This window comes from Sphingomonas fuzhouensis (assembly GCF_034659795.1).
Classification (GTDB): domain Bacteria; phylum Pseudomonadota; class Alphaproteobacteria; order Sphingomonadales; family Sphingomonadaceae; genus Sphingomonas; species Sphingomonas fuzhouensis.
On sequence record NZ_JAXSQY010000013.1, the window covers coordinates 1 to 20,718 of the forward strand.

At 67.0% G+C, this 20,718-nt stretch carries 15 protein-coding genes, 1 tRNA gene, 1 rRNA gene, 1 riboswitch and 1 other annotated feature; of the genes, 10 read left to right on the forward strand and 7 right to left on the reverse strand.

Going from position 1 to position 20,718, the window contains the following annotated elements; all coding sequences use genetic code 11:
- Positions 1 to 16: 16 nt before the first annotated feature.
- Positions 17 to 131: ribosomal RNA gene (rrf, locus tag U1H82_RS18000) — 5S ribosomal RNA — on the forward strand.
- 59 nt (positions 132 to 190) lie between these two features.
- A tRNA-Met gene (locus tag U1H82_RS18005) sits at positions 191 to 267 on the forward strand.
- A 748-nt stretch (positions 268 to 1,015) separates the two neighbouring features.
- On the opposite strand, the gene U1H82_RS18010 is transcribed toward U1H82_RS18005, so the two are convergent.
- Positions 1,016 to 1,600, reverse strand: coding sequence for a DUF4142 domain-containing protein (locus U1H82_RS18010; protein ID WP_322966369.1), 585 nt, complete (start codon positions 1,598 to 1,600; stop codon positions 1,016 to 1,018).
- Positions 1,601 to 1,738: 138 nt separating this feature from the next.
- Between U1H82_RS18010 and U1H82_RS18015 the strand changes: the two genes are divergently transcribed.
- Positions 1,739 to 2,161 carry a DUF3597 domain-containing protein gene (locus U1H82_RS18015; protein WP_322966370.1) on the forward strand — a complete coding sequence of 141 codons (423 nt, stop codon included), beginning with the start codon at positions 1,739 to 1,741 and terminating at the stop codon, positions 2,159 to 2,161.
- Positions 2,162 to 2,588: 427 nt separating this feature from the next.
- Here the strand turns inward: U1H82_RS18015 and U1H82_RS18020 are convergent, their stop codons facing one another.
- Complete coding sequence (locus U1H82_RS18020) at positions 2,589 to 2,906, reverse strand: hypothetical protein (RefSeq protein ID WP_322966419.1); 318 nt, start codon at positions 2,904 to 2,906, stop codon at positions 2,589 to 2,591.
- An 88-nt stretch (positions 2,907 to 2,994) separates the two neighbouring features.
- A riboswitch (cobalamin riboswitch) is annotated at positions 2,995 to 3,213 on the forward strand.
- 180 nt (positions 3,214 to 3,393) lie between these two features.
- On the opposite strand from U1H82_RS18020, the gene U1H82_RS18025 reads away from it, so the two are divergent.
- From U1H82_RS18025 to U1H82_RS18045, 5 genes are all read left to right on the forward strand, one after another.
- Entirely contained in the window at positions 3,394 to 5,556 is a 2,163-nt protein-coding gene (locus U1H82_RS18025) for a TonB-dependent receptor (protein WP_322966371.1), read from the forward strand.
- 22 nt (positions 5,557 to 5,578) lie between these two features.
- Positions 5,579 to 6,970 carry a PepSY-associated transmembrane domain-containing protein gene (locus tag U1H82_RS18030; protein WP_322966372.1) on the forward strand — a complete coding sequence of 464 codons (1,392 nt, stop codon included), beginning with the start codon at positions 5,579 to 5,581 and terminating at the stop codon, positions 6,968 to 6,970.
- 53 nt (positions 6,971 to 7,023) lie between these two features.
- Entirely contained in the window at positions 7,024 to 7,695 is a 672-nt protein-coding gene (locus U1H82_RS18035; protein ID WP_007405605.1) for a glutathione S-transferase family protein, read from the forward strand.
- The gene (locus U1H82_RS18040) at positions 7,682 to 8,041 is read left to right on the forward strand and encodes a tRNA-binding protein (RefSeq protein WP_322966373.1); all 360 of its coding nucleotides are present in this window, start codon (positions 7,682 to 7,684) and stop codon (positions 8,039 to 8,041) included. Before U1H82_RS18035 ends, U1H82_RS18040 begins: the two co-directional genes overlap by 14 nt.
- 134 nt (positions 8,042 to 8,175) lie before the next feature.
- On the forward strand, positions 8,176 to 9,108 hold the full coding sequence (locus U1H82_RS18045; RefSeq protein WP_322966374.1) for an alpha/beta hydrolase: 933 nt from the start codon (positions 8,176 to 8,178) through the stop codon (positions 9,106 to 9,108).
- Between the two features lie 135 nt (positions 9,109 to 9,243).
- On the opposite strand, the gene pepN is transcribed toward U1H82_RS18045, so the two are convergent.
- Complete coding sequence (pepN, locus tag U1H82_RS18050) at positions 9,244 to 11,847, reverse strand: aminopeptidase N (RefSeq protein ID WP_322966375.1); 2,604 nt, start codon at positions 11,845 to 11,847, stop codon at positions 9,244 to 9,246.
- Positions 11,848 to 11,987: 140 nt separating this feature from the next.
- Here pepN and U1H82_RS18055 point away from each other — a divergent pair, with 140 nt between their 5' ends.
- Positions 11,988 to 13,694, forward strand: a complete 1,707-nt coding sequence (locus U1H82_RS18055; RefSeq protein WP_322966376.1) for a M28 family metallopeptidase — start codon at positions 11,988 to 11,990, stop codon at positions 13,692 to 13,694.
- Positions 13,695 to 13,773: 79 nt separating this feature from the next.
- The gene (locus U1H82_RS18060; protein ID WP_322966377.1) at positions 13,774 to 14,613 is read left to right on the forward strand and encodes a Rossmann-fold NAD(P)-binding domain-containing protein; all 840 of its coding nucleotides are present in this window, start codon (positions 13,774 to 13,776) and stop codon (positions 14,611 to 14,613) included.
- On the opposite strand, the gene U1H82_RS18065 is transcribed toward U1H82_RS18060, so the two are convergent.
- From U1H82_RS18065 to U1H82_RS18080, 4 genes are all read right to left on the reverse strand, one after another.
- Positions 14,523 to 15,443 (reverse strand): DMT family transporter, encoded by a 921-nt coding sequence (locus tag U1H82_RS18065; protein ID WP_322966378.1) that lies wholly within the window; start codon positions 15,441 to 15,443, stop codon positions 14,523 to 14,525. The genes U1H82_RS18060 and U1H82_RS18065 overlap by 91 nt on opposite strands.
- The gene (locus U1H82_RS18070; protein WP_322966379.1) at positions 15,440 to 16,441 is read right to left on the reverse strand and encodes a threonine aldolase family protein; all 1,002 of its coding nucleotides are present in this window, start codon (positions 16,439 to 16,441) and stop codon (positions 15,440 to 15,442) included. The genes U1H82_RS18065 and U1H82_RS18070 overlap by 4 nt, the downstream gene beginning before the upstream one ends.
- Positions 16,442 to 16,500: 59 nt before the next feature.
- A complete protein-coding gene (locus U1H82_RS18075; protein ID WP_322966380.1) occupies positions 16,501 to 17,982 on the reverse strand; it encodes a SulP family inorganic anion transporter in 1,482 nt (493 codons plus the stop codon).
- A gap of 70 nt (positions 17,983 to 18,052) precedes the next feature.
- Positions 18,053 to 18,108, reverse strand: a sequence feature (sul1 is cis-regulatory element that is thought to sense ions involved in sulfur or methionine metabolism; They are found in Alphaproteobacteria).
- A gap of 459 nt (positions 18,109 to 18,567) precedes the next feature.
- A complete protein-coding gene (locus U1H82_RS18080) occupies positions 18,568 to 20,673 on the reverse strand; it encodes a transglycosylase domain-containing protein (RefSeq protein ID WP_322966381.1) in 2,106 nt (701 codons plus the stop codon).
- Positions 20,674 to 20,718 lie beyond the last annotated feature (45 nt).

Here is a 20,718-nt window from a genome sequence, read left to right on the forward strand (position 1 = left end):
TTCGCGGACTCTATTGCCTGGTGGCCATAGCGTCGGTGTCCCACCCGATCCCATCCCGAACTCGGCCGTGAAACCCGACTGCGCCAATGGTACTACTGCTCAAGCAGTGGAAGAGTAGGGCGTCGCCAGGCATTACAGTCCGCGAACACAACAAAAACCCATTCACTTGTCCACCACCTTACCTTCTTGGCGCGGGGTGGAGCAGCCCGGTAGCTCGTCAGGCTCATAACCTGAAGGCCGCAGGTTCAAATCCTGCCCCCGCAACCATTCCTATCGAAACCGCTCACGCCGCCCCAACGGGCGGCGTTGCCGTTTGTGGCATGCCCCACCAAAGCCACCACGCTGGCCATCACCTCCGCCGCAGGGCAATCCCGCTCATCCGGATAGATCGTCACGCTCTCGGTAGCCGTGACGGCCTGCCCGCGTACCGCAGGGGCTTCCAGCGTAGTGCGCAAGTCGGCCACCCACGCTTGGAATTGGACCTACAAGACGGATGATGCCCTTGGTCGACAGTGGCGTTTCGCGCAATCAGAGAGCCCTTTCTGCCTCCCGTTCGTCGATCATCTGACAAAGGGTGGGGTGGCGATACTCGCCACCAGATTTCGGAGAGATTGCCGATTGTTCGTTCGCCAAAACGCTTTCAGCGTTTCTTGCAGAGGCGGCGCACTTGCAAAGGCCGCCCAATAGGCGATCGCCAATCACTCTCCCTCGTTCATCAGGGCACTAAGCCCAATGCCTTTCGATCGGCGGTGACCGCCGCATAGGTTCGCCCTGTGAGCCTCTCGCACGGAATTCGGCAACTGCTTAAATCCGTTCGATGACGCGGAGGCAGATCACAGGGCTGGTCGACAAATGCGGCGGGTGCCATGTCGCTGAGGCTGTGCTGTCCGACTTTATGGCGCTGAACCCGGGACAGCCTTTCAGCCCTCATCATCTTGAGAAAGGCGAGCATGTCGACCATGCTCGCCTTTCTGGGGCATTCGGATGCGCCTGCGCCCGTCGAACGCTGTCGATGTTACGCCTTCAGCCCTTTGGCCATGTTGAGATGCGCGGTCACCGTTGGGATCAGGTCGGTCGCGAAGGTGTTGAGCTGTGGGGCATCGCCGGTCGTGGCATAGGCTTTCAGCGCGTCCAGCGTCTGCTGGTGTCCGGCGGTTTGGCCTGCGATATAGGCTTCGTCGAACGCCTTGCCGTTCAGACCCTTCAGCCGATCCAGCGTCTGCTGCTGCTCGGCGTTCAGAGCCGGGTTGGGGGTGAGGGCGGGCGTCATTCCGGCGGTCAACGTCTTCAGCTTGGCGGTCGATGTCTCATGCGCTTCGATCATCTTGCGGGCGAAGGATTTGACCGAGGCCGAAGCGCCGTTGGTCAACGCCAGTTGGGACGTTGCGATCTCGAAGGCGTCGCTGGCCGCGGCCGTGTTGGCAAAGCTCTGCGCGGCGCTGGTCGTTGCGGTCTGCGTTGAGGCGGGCGCGGTGGTATCCGCTTGGTTGACGGTATCGGCACCGTTCGTCGTGTAGGTCGACGCATTATCCTGGTTCCGGCCACAGCCCGCCAGCGCGAGAAGGGCGGTGGTGGCGATAAGTGTCGTACGGATGGTCATGGCAAACCCCTGAAATTGCGAAGGAGATGGGGGATAAGCGTCTGTCGGGCGATGACGTTCCCATGCGGTGGACCCGGATGGGCCGCTACGTCGTTGAAGCGCGCATCGCCGCGAACCGAACAGCGAAGGAACCAGCCCATGAGCATCTTCGGCAATATTCTGAACAAGATATTCCACCATGGCGGCAACGCCCAGGCGACGCCTGCCCCCAGTCCGGCTCAGCCGACGCCCGCACCGGCCCAAGCCCCGACCCAAGCCGCACCGGCGGCCCCGGCGCCCGCCGCCCCCGCGTCCGCACCGCAAACTGTCGATGTCGGCGCGGTCCTGTCCGAAATGGCGTCCATGAAGGGCGGCGGGGGCCATTATCAAAGCTCGATCGTCGACCTGCTCAAGCTGCTCGACCTCGATTCCAGCCTTGCCGCACGCAAGCAGCTGGCCGACGAACTGGGCGTCCATGCCGCCGAGGATGGTTCGGCCGAGCAGAATATCGCGCTTCACAAGGCCGTGATGGCGAAGCTTGCCGAGAATGGGGGTATCGTTCCCGACAGCCTGCGGAACTGATCCTGGCCGATGGCGACAGGGCCGGGGGCAGCTTGACCCCGGCCCTGTCATCCCCCTCAATTCCGCAAGAGTAGCGGCACCATGGCCGGAAGGCTGCGCCGACAGGTCTGAAACTCATGGCCGGTATCGGGTGAGACATAGAGGAGGCTGTTGATCCGAGCCTTTCTCAGTGCCTCGGTATCGGCGCGGGGATCGCTGCGCGGGCCGGGCGCAAATCCTCGATTACCGATGGGGCAGCGGACTGAGCCCAGGCATCGGGGCCGTCATCATCAGCGTCGCCGTTGCGGGGCGGCACGCTCGTCTCCTCGGCCATGCGCTTCGACGTCGATCCCGGCTTTGCCCCACCCCAAAGCCCCAGGATGCGGCGCGCCTCCTGACCGGATCGCCATCGCTGATGCCCGGCGCTGGAATATGGGAACGTCCCCGGTCAGGCTTTCGCCTTGCGACCTCGCCTGGCAGGGGAGGCCTTCTTCCCTCCTTCGGGGGGCTCGTCCGACTCCACCAGTTCGACCACCTCGAATTGATAGCCCACCCAACCGCGCTGCCGTACCGCTTCGGCCATGGCGGCATCGTTCGCCATGGCCGCCTTGCGCGACTTGGCGTGGCCCCAGAACACGTCCGTCTTGCCGCCACCCAGATCGGCGACGATCCGCCAATAATGGGTGAAGGGCTGCGATGTCGGGCCGATCGTCTTCACATAGCCATCGGGCATCGTCGCGGTCAGATAGCGGTTCTTGCGTGCCATCCCGCCGCCATAGCGCAAGCGTGCCGCCACCTCATCCCGCTTGACGCATCATAAGGCTTCCGCTTAGCGATGCGCGGCCGGAATGATCCGGTGATATGATCGCGCCGGTTCCCCCGACAAGGGGGATTAAAAGGGAACACGGTGAGGGCTTTGGCCCGAATCCGCGGCTGTCCCTGCAACTGTAAGCGGTGAGCGGAACTGCACGGATCGGCCATAGGGGCGATCCAGCCACTGGGGTAACCTGGGAAGGCGCATGTTCCCGCGATGACCCGTGAGCCAGGAGACCTGCCGGCGTCAGGTCGCTCATGCCCGGTCCAGGGGATGGTCGAGGCTAGGTCCGTTCCGACGAGCGACGCCATAAGTGGCGGAGGCGCATGGGTGGCCATGGGGAATGCGGAAATTGGCGTGCCGCACGCATGGCATCCGGCCGTTCGGCAACGATCGGAAGGCCTCGGCTTGTTCGCGACAAGACGCTATGGGCAATAAAATGATATATCATAACAGAATTGGACAGGTCCGACTGGGCCTGTGGGGCGGTGCGGCGCTACTGCTAGGGGCGACCGAGGCCGGGGCGCAAAAGCTTGAGGAGCAGGCAGGCGATCCCACCGTGCTGGTGATCGGGTCGCGTGAGAAACCGGCGCTCGATACGCCCAACGCCACCGGCAGTCGGCTGGGCCTGACCCCGTTGGAGACGCCCGCCAGCATCATGACGCTCGACGGCGACACGATCCGCGCGCGCGGGGACCTGTCGATCGTGGAGGCGGAGACGCGTGCGCCCGGCCTGTCGAGCGTCGCCGATCCGGGCAATGGCGGCACCGCCTTGGCCGCGCGGGGATTTTCGGGGCAGGGATCGGTGCTGCAACTGATCGACGGCGTGCGGCTGTTCCCGGCGGCCGGGACGATCACCTTCCCCACCGACCCCTGGATGGTCGAGCGGATCGACGTGTTGAGCGGCCCCGCCTCGGTTCTCTATGGGCAGGGGGCGCTGGGCGGTGCGGTGAATGTCGTGATGCGCGCGCCCACCGCGCAGACCCATGGCCAGGCCGAGATCGGATACGGCGCGCAGGACAGTTTCCGCGCCGCCGCCGGGCTGGGTGGGCCGCTGACCCCGACGCTCGGCTATAGGGTGGATGCCAGCTATCACCGGTCGGACGGCTATGTCGATCGGGGGCGGTCGGACAGCGTCGCGCTGTCGGGCACGCTGCGCTGGACCCCGTCCGCGACACTGGCGGTGACGGTGCGCGGCGATCATGGCGACCAGCGGCCCATGACCTATTTCGGCACCCCGCTGATCGACGGGCGGCTGAACTTGGCGGTGCGCGATCGCAACTATAATGTCGGCGATGCGCGGATGCGCTTCCGCGACGACCGCGCCTTGATCCGGGTCGACTGGACGCCGAGCGCTTCGGTCAGCCTGTCCAACATCGCCTATGTCCTGACCAGCGACCGCTTCTGGCGCAATCTGGAAAGCTATTGCTGGGTGGGGGCCAGCGGCGCCTGCGCCGACGGATCGGCGGGCACGCCGGGCACGATCCGGCGGAGCAGCAATTACGGCATCCGCCACGACCTGACCCAATGGGGCGATCAGGCCAGCGCGACCTGGCGCACCGGAATCGCGCCGGGCGTTACCAATGCCCTGGTCGTCGGCTTGGACGCCAATCTGGTCCGCTTCACCCATGAGAACGACTTCGGTTCGGTCGAGCAGGTCGATGCGGTCGATCCCTTCGCCTTCGATCCGGGTCGCTTTCTGGATACGCAAGGAATCGCCCCGCGCTATCGCACCCGCACCACCGCGCTGGCGGTGTTTGCCGAGGACCGGGTGACGCTCGGCCCGAAATGGTCGGTGGTCGGCGGTGTGCGCTACGAGGTCGACAATGTCCGTCGCTGGACCGTCGCTACGCCCGATCGCTTCGTGCTGGAAAAGACGTTCCGCAACGCGACCTGGCGGGCGGGGCTGGTCTATCAGCCGGTGCCGGCCCTGTCGCTTTATGCGCAATATGCCACCGGCGTCGATCCGCTGGGCACGCTGACCACCGTATCGACCGGGCAGGTGCAGTTCAGTAATGCGCGCGGCCATCAGGTCGAGGCGGGGGCCAAATGGCTGTTCGCGAACGGCCACGGCACCGCGACGCTGGCCGCCTATCGTATCGTCAAGACGGGGCTGCTCGTCCAGCGCACGCTTGGTAGTCCGGTCGAACAGGTCGGCCAGCGGTCGTCGCAAGGCGTGGAAGCCGCCGTGACGCTCGATCTGCCGCAGGGCTTCGGGATCGACGCGAACGGCACGCTGCTCGATGCGCGGTTCGACGATTTCCGCTCGGGCGGCGTCGATTATAGCGGCCGGACCCCACCCAATGTGCCCGAGGCGCTGGCCAATCTCTGGCTGCGCTGGGATGCGTCGGCCAAGGTGCAGGCGCGCGCCGGGCTGCGTTATGTCGGGCGGCGTTTCTCCGACAATGGCGAGGCGTTCCGCATTCCCGGTTATGCGACGGTGGATACCACCTTGTCCTATGCGCTGACGCCGCGCCTGGCGGTCGATGTCCGCGTCTATAATTTGTTCGACAAGGCCTATGCCGTCACCGCTTATGGCGACCAGCAATGGATATTGGGCCGCCCGCGTGCACTCGACGTGACGCTTCGTGCCGGGTTCTGACCGGCCTTGGGGGAAGGCGGGCTTGCGGCTCGCCTTCCTCACCCATCGCTGGGTCGGGATCGTCACCTGCCTGTTCTTCGCTATGTGGTTCGCAAGCGGGCTGGTGATGCTCTACGTCCCCTATCCGTTGCTCAGCCCGGCGGCGATCTGGGCGGGCGCGCAGCCGATCGATTGGGCGCGGGCAGGACGCGCGCCGGTAGCGCCGGACGCGCGGCGGATCACGCTGGAGATGCGCGACGGAGCGCCGGTCTGGCGGATCGAGAGCCGCGCAGGCGACACCCGCATCCTGTCGGCGGAGGGCGGTGCGGTCGCTCCCGTCGACGCCGCACGGGCCAGGCGCGTCGCGACCCGGTTCGCCGGGCCGGTTCGCACCGTCGAGCGGATCGCGGACGACCAATGGACGGTGGCGGGCGGGTTCGACCGGCATCGCCCCTTGTGGAAAGTCGCGCTGGTCGATGACGCGGGAACCGAACTTTATATCTCCAGCATGACCGGCCAGCCGGTGCAGCGGACCACGCGGACACAGCGTGTGTGGAACTGGCTGGGCTCGGTGCCGCACTGGATCTACCCGACCATCTTGCGCCGCGACCGGGAGGCTTGGCGGCAGGCGGTGATGTGGGTGGCCGGGCCATGCATCGCGGTCGCGCTGACCGGCCTGTGGATCGGCATCTTGCGGCTGCGGGCCGGGCGGCGGCGCTATCGCGGCGGGCGGATGACGCCCTATCGCGGATGGATGCTCTGGCACCATGTCAGCGGACTGGCGGGCGGCGTGATGCTGACGACCTGGATCGTCAGCGGCTGGCTGTCGGTCGATCCGGGCCACGCCTTTGCGGGAGGGGAGGCCCCGGCGGCGGCGATGCGGGCCTATGCCGGGCAGGCGGGCGCGCCGCATGATCTCGACCGGCTGGCCCGGATCGCGCCGCATGCGCGTAGCGTCGCGTGGAGCGGGGACGCCGGGTTCGCCCGGATCGCGATCGACCGCGCCTCGCCGCATCCACGCTGGCTGGAGCAGGCGACGCTTCAGCCAGCACGCGCCGCCGATCCGGTGCGCGCGGCGATGCTGGTGCAGGGCGGGCGAGAAGTGGCGCGCGAATGGCTGGTTCGGCCCGACTTCTACTGGACCGATGCGACGCGGCTGCCGCTCTGGCGGCTGCGGTTCGACGATGCGGCGGCGACCTGGCTCTATGTCGATCCCATGAGTGGTGCGCTGGTCGAGCGGCAGGATGGCACGCGGCGTGCCTATCGCTGGGTCTATACGCTGCTCCACACCTGGGACTGGCCGTGGCTGACCGCGCATTATCGGGTCTGGACCGGCTGGATGTGGCTCTGGTCATTGGCCGGGCTGGTCCTGTCGATCAGCGGCGTCGTGCTTGGGCAGCGCCGGTTGCGCCGCCCCGCGCGGGCCAAGGGGTGAAAACATTGTCGGCGGGGTTGGCGTCGCGCGTCCTGCCCGCTTAAGTGGGCGGCATGTGGCAACTCTACCAATTCCCGCTCTGTCCCTTTTCACGCAAGGTCCGGCTGCTGCTGGGCGAGAAGGGCGTCGGCTATGAATTGGTGCGCGAATCGCCGTGGCAGCGGCGCGACGAGTTCCTCGACATGAACCCCGCCGGGCAGACCCCGGTGATGGTCGACGAGGAGCGCGGCGTCCTCTTGGTCGACTCGATGGCGATCTCGGAGTTTTTCGAGGAGACGGTTGAGAAGTCGGCGATGATCAACGGCACCGCCGTCGGCCGCGCTGAAATCCGGCGGCTGGTGACGTGGTTCGACACGCATTTCTATCAGGACGTGACCGGCCCCTTGCTCCACGAACGCATGGTCAAGCGCGTTGCACGCACCGGCAGCCCCGATGCCAAGGGCTTGCGCGAAGCGATGAAGGCGGCGGTTGGGCATCTGGATTACACCGATTATCTGCTCGACCATCGCAACTGGCTGGGCGGCGCGACGATGAGTCTGGCCGACTTGGCGGCGGCGGCGCAGATTTCGGTCGCCGATTATCTGGGCGGCATCGACTGGAAGGGGCATGAGCAGACCGCGCGCTGGTATCGCGGGCTGAAGAGTCGCCCCTCCTTCCGCCCGCTCCTGTCCGAGCGGATGGAGATGGTCACACCGCCATCGCATTACGACAATGTCGACTTCTGACGCGCCCGCGCCCCGCATCGGGATCGCGGATTTCCTGGCGGTCGACATCCGCGTCGGCACCGTCATCGCCGCCGAACCCTTCCCCGAAGCCCGCAAGCCCGCGATCAAGCTGACCATCGATTTCGGCGAGGTGATCGGGGTCAAGCGGTCCTCGGCGCAGATCACGCGGCATTATACGCCGGAGACGCTGGTCGGGCGGCAGGTGGCGGCAGTGGTCAACTTCCCGGCCCGACAGATCGGGCCGATGATGTCCGAGGTGCTGACGCTGGGCTTTCCCGATGCGGACGGCGAAGTCGTGTTGATCGCACCGGATTTGCCCGTGCCCAATGGGGGACGGTTGTTCTGACGCCTCGCCAATCCCTTGGCGACAGGCGCTTTTCCTGCTTGTTAGCCTTAACATTTTTGCTTGCGCTCGGCGCTGCGGCGCGTACCATCCCATCTCGACCGTAGGGACATAACCCACGGAGAACAGGAGGGGATATGAAGTCCAATCGCTGGGCCCGCCACGCGCTGGCGGCTATGTTCGCGCTATCGATTGCCGCACCCGTTATAGCGCAGGACGACAAGATGGTGCCGATCGCCATCCCGGCACAGCCAAGCGCCATTCCGCTCAAAACCGGGCCCTTGCCCGGCGCGACCAACGCGGAGAGCTGGCACAGCCAGTATAAGAGCGTGTTCGCCCGGAATGTGACGGAAGCGACGCTCACCCCCTTCCTGCCCGATCCCGCCAAGGCGACCGGCGCGGCCGTCATCGTCGCACCCGGCGGCGGTTTCCGCACCCTGTCGATGCAGAATGAAGGCTGGGACGTGGCCAAGGCGCTGGCCGATCGCGGCATCGCCGCCTTCGTCCTGAAATACCGGCTGAACCAGACGCCCGCCGATATGGCCGCGTTCGAAAAGTCGATGACCGCGATGTTCTCCAGCGTGGCGCGCCCCGCCGCACGGCCGAACCCGGAGGACGCGCTGAAGGGCCTCGCGCCGCAGATCGCCGATTCCCGCGCCGCCTTCGCGCTGGTCCGTCAGCGCGCGGGCGAGTGGAAGGTCGATCCGAACCGGGTCGGCATGGTCGGCTTTTCGGCGGGCGCGATGCTGACCGTCGCGACCGTGCTCGACGGGCAGGCCAAGCCCGCCTTTATCGGCGACATCTATGGCCCGCTTCAGCCGATGACGGTGCCCGCCGACGCACCGCCGATGTTCGCCGCGATCGCCGCCGACGATCCGCTGTTTTCGGGCAAGGGCTTCGGCCTGATCGACGGCTGGCTGGCGGCGAAGAAGCCGGTCGAGTTCCACCTTTACGGCCGGGGCGGGCACGGCTTTGGCATGTATCCGAAGGCGACGACCAGCACGGGGTGGTTCGATGCCTTTTACCGCTGGATCGTGATGGAAGGGTTTTTGAAGCCGAAGGCGCAGTAATATTCCTCCCCTGTAAGGGGAGGTGGCAGGCCGAAGGCCTGACGGAGGGGTGTCCCGGCCAGCGAGAATGCCCCTCCACCACCGGGCTACGCCCGGCGGTCCCCCTCCCCAAGCAGGGCTTGGGGAGGAATAAGGTTAGTCCAGGCTCTTCGACGCCTGTTCGAACAGATCCTTGGACAGGCCCGGCGTCTCCACGATCCGCACCAGTTCCGCGCGCATCAGCGCGGAGCGCTTGGCGTCGAACCGGCGCCAGCGGCCGAGCGGCGGGAGCAGCTTGGCCGCGGTCTGCGGGTTGAGTCGATCGAGCGCGATCAGCTGGTCCGCCAGGAAACGATAGCCCGAGCCGTCGGCGGCGTTGAACGCGCGCTGGTTGACCCCGAACGCCCCCAGCACCGCCCGCGCCCGATTGGGGTTGGCGAGCGTAAAGTCGGGATGCCGGACCAGCCGCTCGACCACCGCGCCGGTGTCGCTGCGCGACGACAGCGCCTGGGTCTGGAACCATTTGTCGAGGACCAGCCCGTTACCGGCATAGCGCGCATGGAAGTCGGCCAGCGCGTCCTCGCGCTCGGGTGCGTCGGAACTGACCAGCGTGGTCAGCGCCGCCTGCCGGTCGGTCATATTGTCCGCCGCCTCGAACTGCGCGAAGGCCAGTGCGGCGGCATCCTCGGCGCCGCTCGCCGCGATATAGCCGAGCGCGACGTTGCGCAGGCGGCGGCGTCCCTTGGCCTCGGGCGAATAGACATAAGCGCCTTGCGCCAGCTCCGCATAGAGCCGCCGCCAGGTCGGCAACAGCGCCTGGCCCAGTTGCGTGCGCAGTTCTTCACGCGCGGCATGGATCGCATCGGGATCGACGGTGACGAGCTGGTCGCCGATGAAATTCTCCGACGGCAACAGCACCGCCTCGGCGAGGAAGGCCAGCTCCAACCCCTCGGCCTCCAGCGTGCGGGTGACGGCGTCGATCACCGCCTGACCCTTTACCGCGCCGTGGATGGTGCCCGCGACCAGCGTGTCGAGCATCAGCTGCTGCATCGCCTCATAGCGGGCGAAGGGATCGTCGTCATGCGCGGACAGGAAGGCGAGGTCCTCCGCCGTACGGTCGCTCTCCACCACGATGGGGGCGGAAAAGCCGCGATTGATCGACAGGATGGGGCGCTCGGTGATGGCCTCGAACGTGATCGTCTCGGCCACCTGGTCGAGCAGGATCAGCTTTTCGTCGGTGAGCGGACGCCCTGTCTCCGCGCCGAACAGCCGGACCTTGAGCGGGAGCAGCATCGGCTGCTTGACGCTCTGCCCCGGCGTGGCGGGGATATGCTGGGCGAGGCGCAGTTCGGCGCGGCCGCCGCCGGGTTCGTGGGACAGCCCGGCCGAGACGCGCGGCGTACCGGCCTGGCTATACCAAAGGCGGAATTGCGACAGGTCGATGCCGCCCGCCTCTTCCATGCAGGCGACGAAATCCTCGCAGGTCGCGGCCGTGCCGTCGAAGCGGCTGAAATATAGGTCGGTCGCGGCGCGGAACTTCACCGGGCCCAGCATCGTCGCCATCATGCGGATCAGCTCGGCACCCTTGTTATAGATGGTGGCCGTGTAGAAGTTGCTGATCTCGATATAGCTTTCGGGGCGTACCGGATGGGCGAGCGGGCCCGAATCCTCGGGGAACTGGCTGGCGCGAAGCCCGCGCACATCCTCGATCCGCTTGACCGCCGCCGATCCCTGGTCGGCGGAGAAACACTGGTCGCGATAGACGGTGAAACCTTCCTTCAGGGAAAGCTGGAACCAGTCGCGGCAGGTGATCCGGTTGCCCGACCAGTTGTGGAAATATTCGTGCGCGACGACGGCGGCGATCGCGTCATAGTCGTAATCGGTCGCGGTATCGGGATCGGCGAGGATGTAGCGGCTGTTGAAGATGTTCAGCCCCTTATTCTCCATCGCGCCGAAGTTGAAATCGTCGACCGCGACGATGTTGAACACGTCGAGATCATATTCGCGGCCATAGACCCGCTCGTCCCACGCCATGGAGAGCTTCAGCGCATGGAGCGCGTGGTCGGTCTTGGGCAGGTCGGCGGCACGGACCCAGATGCCCAAGCGCACTTCGCGCCCGCTCATCGTGGTGAAGGTCGACGCGTTGACCGCCAGATCGCCCGCGACCAGCGCGAACAGATAGGACGGCTTGGGGAAGGGGTCGTGCCACTCCGCCCAATGCGTGCCGTCATCGTTATCGCCCTGTGCAATCGGATCGCCATTGGCGAGCAGCACCGGATAGCGCCCCCGGTCGGCGGTCATGCGCACGCGGTAGACGCTCAGCACATCGGGCCGGTCGGGGAAGAACGTGATGCGGCGAAACCCTTCCGCCTCACACTGGGTGCAGAGATTCCCGCCCGAGGCATAGAGCCCCATCAGCTGGGTGTTGCTTTCGGGCGCGATCGACACCTCGGTCTCGACGATATGGGAGTCGCCGGACAGCGGCACGACCAGCTGCTCACCCTCGATCCGCCAGTCGTTCACCGCGACGCCGTCGACCTTGACCGACAGCGGCGTCTGCCCTGCGCCGTCGAGCCGCAGGGGTTCGTCATGCGCGCCGCTGCGTGTGACGGTCAGCGCGGCGCGGACGCGGGTGTCGGCGGGGGCCAGCGCGAAGTCGAGCGCGATCTGCGGCACCTCCCAGGCGGGCGGGCTGTAATCCTCGCGCCGGATGGCGGAGGCGGTCGTGCTGGGCTGGGCGGCGCTGCGCTGAATATCCATGGCGGGACTATAGTGTGCGGCAGGCAGCAGGGCCACTGGCGGCGGCCGGGTAAAAATCGTTTCGATCCAAGGGACGCGGACTTGATCGCGGGGGGCGGCGTGATACGCCTGTGCCATATCCTCTCCCCGAAAGGTCCTGCATGTCGCGTTCGACGGCTCTGCTGCCGCTGCTTCTTCTGTCCACCGCCGCCTTCGCGCATGATCACGATCACCTGCATTATCAAGCGACTAGCGCCGCGCCGGTCGAGGCAAAGGCACAGCGCAGCCCGGCCGAGCGCAATGCCGTCATCACCGCACCGCTCCCCGAGGATCAGGCGGCGATGAAGGCGCATGTGATGTTCCTGGCGTCGGATGCGATGGCGGGGCGCGAGGCGGGCACCCGCGATTATGACATCGCCGCGCAATATGTGGCGGCGCAATTCTATGCGGCGGGCTTGCGGCCCGGCGGTGACAATGGCGGCTATCTCCAGAATGTGCCGCTGGTCGCCTATAACGTCGCCGACAAGGGCAGCGCCTTGTGGACCCCGGCGGGTGGCCAGCCGCAGGAACTGGTCTTCGGTGAGGATTTCGTACCCTCGCCCGTGCCCGACAAGCGCGAGACGAGCGTCAGCGCGCCCGTGGTCTTCGTCGGATACGGCATCGACGCCGCGCAATATGGCCTGACCGATTACAAGGGCGTCGATGTGCGCGGCAAGATCGTCGCCTTCGTCCCCGGCACGCCCGAAGGGCTGGGCGGCGAGGAACGCGCCTTTTTCGGATCGGCGGCGAACAAGGCGTCGCTGGCGGCGGCGCGTGGTGCGGTTGGCGCGATCCAGATCGACATGCCGCGCGGTGGCGGGCGGCAGCGCCCCTTCGCCTCGCTCGCCCGCTATTATAACGCGCCGCGCGTGACCTGGGCGAACCCGGACGGCACCGCGCATGCGATGACGCCCTCGACCCCGGTGCTCGGCACCCTGTCGCAGGCGGGCGCGGCCAAGCTGTTCGGCAAGGGCTGGGACGCGGTGGTGAAGGCGGCCGCCACGCCGAAGCCCGCCTATAAGCCGCTGGCCGCCAGGGGGCAGCTGACGGTTTCGTCCAAGACCAGCTTCAAGCCGATGGACAGCAGCAACGTCATCGGCCTGATCCCCGGCAGCGATCCCAAGCTGAAGGATCAGGTCGTCATCCTGTCCGCACATCTCGACCATATCGGCACCAATGAAGGCGGCGATGGCGACCGGATCAACAATGGCGCGCTCGACAATGCGATCGGCATCGCCAGCCTGATCGAGGAGGCCAAGCGCTTCAAGGCCGCCACCCCGCCCAAGCGCACCGTCATGTTCCTGGCGGTGACGGCGGAGGAGAAAGGGCTGGTCGGCTCCGACTATTTCGCCAACCACCCGACCGTGCCGCTGAAGTCGATCGTCGCCGACGTCAATCTCGACATGCCGATCCTGACCTACAAGTTCGAGGATATGGTGGTGTTCGGGGCCGACCGCTCGACCCTGGGGCCGATCGTGCGTAAGGCGGTGGCGGCGATGGACCTGCCCGTCTCGCCCGATCCGATGCCCGAGGAAGGCATTTTCGTCCGCTCCGACCATTTCCGCTTCGTGCAGAAGGGCATCCCCTCGGTCTTCCTGTGGCCGGGGCAAAAGGGGCCGGGCAAGGCGGCGGTCGAGGACTTCATGAGCCACCGCTATCACCGTGTGGGCGACGAGATCGACCAGGGCATCGACTGGAGCCAGGGACCGCGCTTCGTCAGCGTGAACTACGCCATCGCCCGCGAGATCGCCGACGCGCCCGAGCGGCCGGTGTGGAACAAGGGGGATTATTTCGGCACGCTCTACAAAGGGCCGATGGCGGCGAAGTGAGGGGCGGGGGCTTCGTGCAGCCAAGCCGCCCCCCATCCGTTCAGCGTGAGGGTCGTCGAAGGCCACGGATGGAGGTCGGGTGAGTAAGCTGTTCGTCTTCGGCATGGGCTATGCCGCCGGTCACTTGGCCGCCTTGCTGGAGGGACGTGGCTGGTCCGTTGCGGGGACGACCCGTGACGGGCGCGGCAATACGCTCCGCTTCGACGACCGGGCGCGGGTGGAGGCGGAGATCTCCGCCGCCACGCATATCCTGTCCTCGGTTCCACCCGAGGGCGACCATGACCCGGTGCTGGTCGCCTACGGCGCGCAACTGGCTCGGTCGGACGCCTGGCTCGGTTATCTCTCCTCGACCGGCGTATACGGCGACACCGGCGGCGCGTGGGTGGACGAAACCGCCCCCATCGGCTCGGGGCGGCGCGCGGCGCGGGCGGCGGCGGATGCGGACTGGCAGGCTTTGGGCGCGCGAGTGTTCCGGCTGCCCGGCATCTACGGCCCCGGCCGTTCGCCGATCGACCGGGTTCGCGGCGGAAGGGCGCACCGGGTCGGCCTGCCCGGACAGGTGTTCAGCCGGGTGCATATCGCCGACATCGTCTCAGGGATCGTCGCCGGGTTCGACGGTCCGGCGGGGGCGTACAACCTCTCCGACGATTTCCCGTGCGACCAGGATGCGGTGGTGTCCTATGCCGCCACGCTCGCCGGGCTGCCACCGCCGCCGCTCGTGCCGCTGGAAAGCCTGTCGGATGCGGCGCGCGGTTTCTATGCCGAGAACAGGCGGGTGGCGAACGGCAAGGCGAAGCGGGTGCTGAACTGGCGTCCGCGCTATCCCGATTACCGGTTGGGCCTGCGCGCCTTGAGCGCGATGACCAGCCCGGCCGCCGTCACTGCCGCCCCCGCGCCCGCCAGCAGCGACCAGCGATAGCCCTCGAACACCGTCGACAGGCTCATCGCGATCACCGGCACGATGACGCTGGAATAGGCCGCCTTGGCCGGACCGATGGTGCGCAGCACCCGGTAATAGAGCGGAAAGGCCAAAGCCGAGGCGAACAGCCCGAGATAGAGGATGCCGACGATATAGCCCGCGCGCATCTCGAACACCGGCGGGCCGTTCAGGCTATAGGCGATGACCGCGTCCAGCGCGGAGCCGATCAGCATCGCGATGCTCAGCGTCGCGTGCATCGGGAAACGCTTGGCGGTCTTGGTCGCCTGCATGACGTTCGCCGTAGAGGCGGACAGGATCGCCACGATGGTCAGCGCGATGCCGGTCAGCGCGCGGGCTGGCCCGGCAGGATCGACCCGCGCCTCATGCACGAACAGCAGGGCTGCGCCCGCCATTGCGATGGCGGAGCCGACCAGCAACTGCCGCCCCATGCGCTGGCCTAGGAACAGCCGCGCGAACCCCGCATTGGGGATCAGCAGCATCGCAAAGACGACCGCGACCAGCCCTGAGGTGATGTACGCCTCCGCTCGGTAGACGAAGTTGAAGTTGAGGACGAACTGGAACACCCCGATCCCGGCGGCGAACAGCCAGCCGGTGGTGCCGAGCCGGAAATTCTCGCGCCGGGCGAGCGCAAACGCGCCCATGGCGAGGCCACCGACGAGGAAGCGATAGCTGACCGACCAGGTGGCGGGCACGACCGAAATCTGGTCGCGGATGACCAGCCAGGTCGATCCCCAGATCAGCGTGACGATGGCAAAGGGAATGAGGACGGCGGCGCGGGTCGAGCGCGGGCTGGTGTCGAACTCGCTCATAAGGCGGCGATCGCGTCGGCGAGGCGGCCGACCGCTCCCGCGTCGGTGTCCCAGGCGGTGACGAGCCGGATTTCTCCCTCCGCCCAGTCGTAAAAGTCGAAACCCTGCGCGCGAAGCTTGGCGGCTTCCTCGGGCGTGGCGCGCACGAAGACCTCGTTCGCCTCGACGGGGTGGACCAGCCGCTCGCCCGCTGCCCCGGCCAGCCGTTCGGCACAGGCATTGGCGAGCGCACCATTGGCGATCCACAGATCGTTCTCGACCATCGCCAGCACCTGCGCCGCCAGATAGCGGCCCTTGGACATCAGCAGCCCGGCGCGCTTGCGGCGGCGGCGGGTGACGTCCGCCAGGCCGGGCTTGAAGAAGACCAGCGCCTCGGCACTCATCGCGCCGTTCTTGACGAAGCCGAAGGACAGCGCGTCCACCCCGGACTGCCAGGTCAGCGCAGCGGGCGTGCAGCCCAGCCGCGCCACTGCGTTGGCGAAGCGCGCGCCGTCCATATGAAAGCCCAGGCCCCGTTCGTGCGCGAGCTTGCCGATCGCAGCGACCTCGTCGGGGTTGTAGACCCGGCCATATTCGGTCGCGTTGGTGATCGAGATGGCGTGCGGCTGGACCCGGTGCACGTCGTTGGCGATGGCGTCGATCAGGGTGCGGATCGTGTCGGGGGTCAGCTTCGCCCCCTCGCCATCGGCCAGCATCAGCTTAGCGCCGTGCGTGTAGAATTCGGGCGCGCCGCCCTCGTCATTCTGGATATGCGAGTCGCGGTGGCAGACCACGCCGCCATAAGGCGGGCAGAGTGCCGCCAGTGCCAGGCAGTTGGCGGCGGTGCCGGTGGGCACCCACAGCACCTCGACGGCCGTCCCGAACAGCTCGGACAGCCGCCCGTCCAGCGCCTGGGACCAGCGGTCGCCGTCATAGGCGGTGTCCATCTGGTCGGCGGCGGCGATGGCCTCCATCACCTTGGGGTGGATACGGGCGGCGTTATCCGAGAAAAAGCGCATGGCCCAGGCGTTTGGGGGAGGCGAGGGAGTAGGTCAACACCGCTCCCCCGGCTTGCGCGTCAGTGCGGCGCGAGACCCAGTTCGACGCCCGTCTTGTCATGCAGCGCGAAGCGGTCGACCAGGTCGGCGCTGGCCCGGTTATAGCCGATCACCGCGACACCCGCCCCGTCGCGCCGCAACCGCGCGACGATCTTGTCGAGCGCGCCCACGCCCGAAATATCCCAGAAATGCGCGGCTGATACGTCGATCACGACGCTGCGCCCCGGTTCCGCCTGGAAAGCACGGGTGAAGCGGTCGACCGAGGCGAAGAAGATCTGGCCCGTCACCCGATAGCGCACCGTACCTGCGTCCTCGATCCGCTCGACCGCGAATAGGCGGCGGACCTTGCCCGCAAAGAAGATGCCCGACAGCAGCACGCCTGCCAGGACGCCGCGTGCCAGATCATGGGTCGCGACGACCACGGCCACCGTCACCAGCATGACCACCGACGAGGTTGCCGGATGGCGGCGCAGATTGGGGATGGAGTTCCAGCTGAACGTTCCGATCGACACCATCACCATGACGGCAACGAGCGCCGGCATCGGAATGCGCCCGACGACCGGCCCCAACCCCGCCAGCAGGATCAGCAGCACGACCCCGGCGGTCAACGTCGACAGCCGCTTGCGTCCCCCGGACGTGACGTTGATGACCGACTGGCCGATCATCGCACAACCGCCCATGCCGCCGACCAGCGCGGCGGCGATGTTCGCGCCGCCCTGTCCCATGCACTCGCGGCGCTTGTCGCTGTCGGTGTCGGTCATGTCGTCGACGATCTGCGCAGTCAGCAGCGATTCGAGCAGGCCGACGGCCGCCATGGTCAGCGAATAGGGCAGGATGATGCGTAGCGTCTCCCACGTCAGCGGCACGTTCGGCAGCGTCAGGCTGGGTAGCCCCTCGGGCAGACGGCCCATGTCGCCGACCGTGCGCACCGGGAGGCCCATCGCGATGCTGATCGCCGCCAGCACGAGGATCGCGACCAGCGGTGAGGGGACTGCCTTGGTCACGCGCGGCAGCAGGTAGATGATGGCGAGACCGCCTGCGACCATCGCATAGCTATGCCAGGTCACGCCGGTCAGCTGCGGCAGCTGCGCCATGAAGATCAGGATGGCGAGTGCGTTGACGAAGCCGGTGATGACCGAGCGCGAGACGAACTGCATCACCAGATCGAGGCGGAGCAACCCTGCGGCGATCTGGATCAGCCCCATCAGGATGGTGGCGGCAAACAGGTAATCGACGCCATGCTCGCGCACCAGCGGAGTGACGACGACCGCGACGGCGGCGGTTGCGGCGGAAATCATCGCGGGCCGCCCGCCGGTAAAGGAAATGACGATCGCGATGGCGACGGAGGCGTATAGTCCGACGCGCGGATCGACGCCCGAGATGATCGAAAAACCGATCGCCTCAGGGATCAGTGCGAGGGCGACGACCAGTCCGGCGAGCACGTCGCGGCGTGCGTCGCCCAGCCCCGAGAACCATTGGGTTCGATAGGTGTCAGCAGTCATGAAAATACCAGAATATCGCGCATGGCGACGCGCGCTCACGACAGGAGAGCGGGATAGGAACCATGCATTCTGTTGTCCGGCGGATCGGCGGCCGGAATAGCCACCCGGAATTTCACCGGGTCCTTGCGAATAACGGGCGTTTAACGACGAAAGGGTGGGGAGGGCAAGTCCTCCCGGCTCACCGTTTTTGTTCGCGCAGAGGCGCAAAGGACGCAGAGAGTGATTACGGATCGTTCTTCCATTCCTCCTCTGCAAGGGGAGGGTGTACGGGCTTTGACGTGCCCCCGGCACGTCAAGATGGTGCCGGGGGTGCCATCTCGGCCGTACACATGCGAAGCATGGTGGAGGGGTGTTGCCAGTCGCGATTTTGATATTGCCTTCCGACGGGTACACCCCTCCGTCAGGCCTTCGGCCTGCCACCTCCCCTTACAGGGGAGGAATATCGAGCGCTTCTCGGCGTCCTCCGCGCCTCTGCGCGAACATAGTCCTCTTCGCGTCCTCGCGGCTTCGCGTGATCCATCTTTGTTCGCGCGAAGCCGCGACGACGCGAAGATGGAAAAGATATCTCCCGCCCGAAAGCGTGCGTTACTCCTCTTCGTCGCGCTCGTCGGGCGGGCGGCGATCTTCCGGGGGCGGGCCTGCGCGGTCGGGGCGGCGGCGGCCTGTGCCGCCGACGGTGATCGATCCGTCATCGCCCATCTTCACGTCCAGGCCCAGGCCCTGGATGATGTCGCCGACCGGATCGGCGGCGGGCATGGTTTCTTCCTCCATGCCGTTGGCCAGCGCGTCGGGATCGACCTGTTCCTGCACCACCGGCGCGGCCACGGGCGGGATGTCGAGCGCGGACTGCATGAAGGCGCGCCAGATGCGGGCAGGGACACCGCCGCCCGACAGGCCGGGATTGGGGGTGTTGTCGTCATTGCCGACCCACACGCCGACCACCAGATCGCGCGCGAAGCCCATGAACAGCGCGTCGCGCGAATCCTGCGTCGTGCCGGTCTTGCCATAGGCGTCGACGGTCAGCAGCGCCTGCCGTCCGGTCCCCGTCTTGATCGAGGAGGACAACAGGTCGAGCATCCCGTCATGCACCGCCGAGGAAAAGCCGGTCTTGCGGTCGGTCAGCGACTGATACCAACCCTTTTCCTTGACGTCGTTCAGCCCGCGCGCGGCAACCGGATAGCTTTCATTGGCGACCGCGGCATAGGCGGCGGTCAGCTCCAGCAGGCTGACGGTCGAGGTGCCCAGCGCGATGGTCGCCTCGTTGGGGATTGGCGTGGTGATGCCCAGATCGCGCGCCGCCTTGACGACCGACTTGACGCCCACCGCCTGGGTCAGCCGCGCGGCCGCCACGTTGGACGAGCGGGCGAACGCCTGACGCAGCGTGATCTTGCCCAGATAGCGCCCGTCGCTGTTGCGCGGCTTCCACCCGGCGATGTCGATCGGCTCGTCCTCGATGGTCGAGTCCGGGGTCATGCCCGAGCGGAGCGCGGCCAGATAGACGAACAGCTTGAAGGCCGAACCCGGCTGGCGGCGGGCCTGGGTGGCGCGGTTGAACGGGCTCTTGGAATAATCCTTGCCGCCGACCATCGCGACGACGCGGCCATCGGGGCGCATCGCGACCAAGGCGACCTGCGCCTGGTTCAGCCCGGCGCTGCGCACGGTGCGCTCGGCGATCCTTTGCAGCCGGGGATTGAGCGTGGTCTGGACGGTCGCCTCGGTCTTGATCTCGCCCGCCTGATCGCGGGCCTCGGGCAGGACCCAGTCCGCGAAATAGGTGCCCGAGGGCAAAGTCTCGGGCCGCGAGGCGAGCACGCGCTGCGGCTGGACGGCATCGGCCTCCGCCTTGGTCAGGAAGCCCGCATCCTCCATCGCCGCGACGACCACGGCCTGCCGGGCGCGCGCGCCCTTCAGATTGGTGGTGGGGGCGAGGCGCGAGGGTGCCTTGACCAGACCTGCCAGCATCGCGGCCTGGCCGATGTTCAGCTTGTCAGGCGTGCGGCCGAAATAATGTTTCGAGGCGGCGGTGATGCCGTACACATTGTCGCCGAAATAGACGTTGGACAGATAGCGCGAGAGAATCTCGTCCTTGGTCAGCCACGCCTCCAGCCAGAAGGCGATCATCGCCTCGCGGATCTTGCGGCCCGCCGTGCGGTCGGAATCGAGAAAGGCGTTCTTCGCCAGCTGCTGGGTGATGGTCGAACCGCCCTCGCGCACCCCGCCCGAGCCCAGATTGTGCCAGGCGGCGCGCAGGATACCGCGCGGATCGACGCCCCAGTGCGAATAGAAGCGCCGGTCCTCGATCGCCATGAACGCCTCGCGCACATGGGCGGGCAGCTTGGCGGCGTCGACCGGCGCGCCGATGATCGCCCCGCGCCGCGCGATCGGCGTGCCGTCGTCGGCGGTCAGCGTGATCGAGGGTGGCGTCGGCGGCTGGAGCGAGCGCGACAAAGGTGCGGTGACGGCCAGCCAGGCGATGGCAATGACCAGCAGGATGATCCCCGCGCCCGCCCCGCGCGCGATCCACCGGCCCCAGCGGATGTTCCGACGCGGACGCTCGGGCCCGGCATCGTCCTCGTCGGGGCCGAAGGACCAGCTCTGCGTCTCCGCATCGTATAGTGGATAATGCGGCCCCACCGGCTCATAGGGCCGGTCCAGGGGTGTACGGTCGGGATTAAATGGGTCGGGGCGCATCTGGGGTTCCGGCATCGGCCTCGCGTGTATTACTTCACCAGAACA

Excerpts from the sequence above, each read along its gene's own strand:
- U1H82_RS18010 (WP_322966369.1), bottom strand. The coding sequence starts at position 1,600 with ATGACCATCCGTACGACACTTATCGCCACCACCGCCCTTCTCGCGCTG.
- U1H82_RS18015 (WP_322966370.1), top strand. The coding sequence starts at position 1,739 with ATGAGCATCTTCGGCAATATTCTGAACAAGATATTCCACCATGGCGGC.
- U1H82_RS18020 (WP_322966419.1), bottom strand. The coding sequence starts at position 2,906 with ATGGCACGCAAGAACCGCTATCTGACCGCGACGATGCCCGATGGCTAT.
- U1H82_RS18025 (WP_322966371.1), top strand. The coding sequence starts at position 3,394 with ATGATATATCATAACAGAATTGGACAGGTCCGACTGGGCCTGTGGGGC.
- U1H82_RS18035 (WP_007405605.1), top strand. The coding sequence starts at position 7,024 with ATGTGGCAACTCTACCAATTCCCGCTCTGTCCCTTTTCACGCAAGGTC.
- U1H82_RS18040 (WP_322966373.1), top strand. The coding sequence starts at position 7,682 with ATGTCGACTTCTGACGCGCCCGCGCCCCGCATCGGGATCGCGGATTTC.
- U1H82_RS18045 (WP_322966374.1), top strand. The coding sequence starts at position 8,176 with ATGAAGTCCAATCGCTGGGCCCGCCACGCGCTGGCGGCTATGTTCGCG.
- pepN (WP_322966375.1), bottom strand. The coding sequence starts at position 11,847 with ATGGATATTCAGCGCAGCGCCGCCCAGCCCAGCACGACCGCCTCCGCC.
- U1H82_RS18055 (WP_322966376.1), top strand. The coding sequence starts at position 11,988 with ATGTCGCGTTCGACGGCTCTGCTGCCGCTGCTTCTTCTGTCCACCGCC.
- U1H82_RS18065 (WP_322966378.1), bottom strand. The coding sequence starts at position 15,443 with ATGAGCGAGTTCGACACCAGCCCGCGCTCGACCCGCGCCGCCGTCCTC.
- U1H82_RS18070 (WP_322966379.1), bottom strand. The coding sequence starts at position 16,441 with ATGCGCTTTTTCTCGGATAACGCCGCCCGTATCCACCCCAAGGTGATG.
- U1H82_RS18075 (WP_322966380.1), bottom strand. The coding sequence starts at position 17,982 with ATGACTGCTGACACCTATCGAACCCAATGGTTCTCGGGGCTGGGCGAC.
- U1H82_RS18080 (WP_322966381.1), bottom strand. The coding sequence starts at position 20,673 with ATGCGCCCCGACCCATTTAATCCCGACCGTACACCCCTGGACCGGCCC.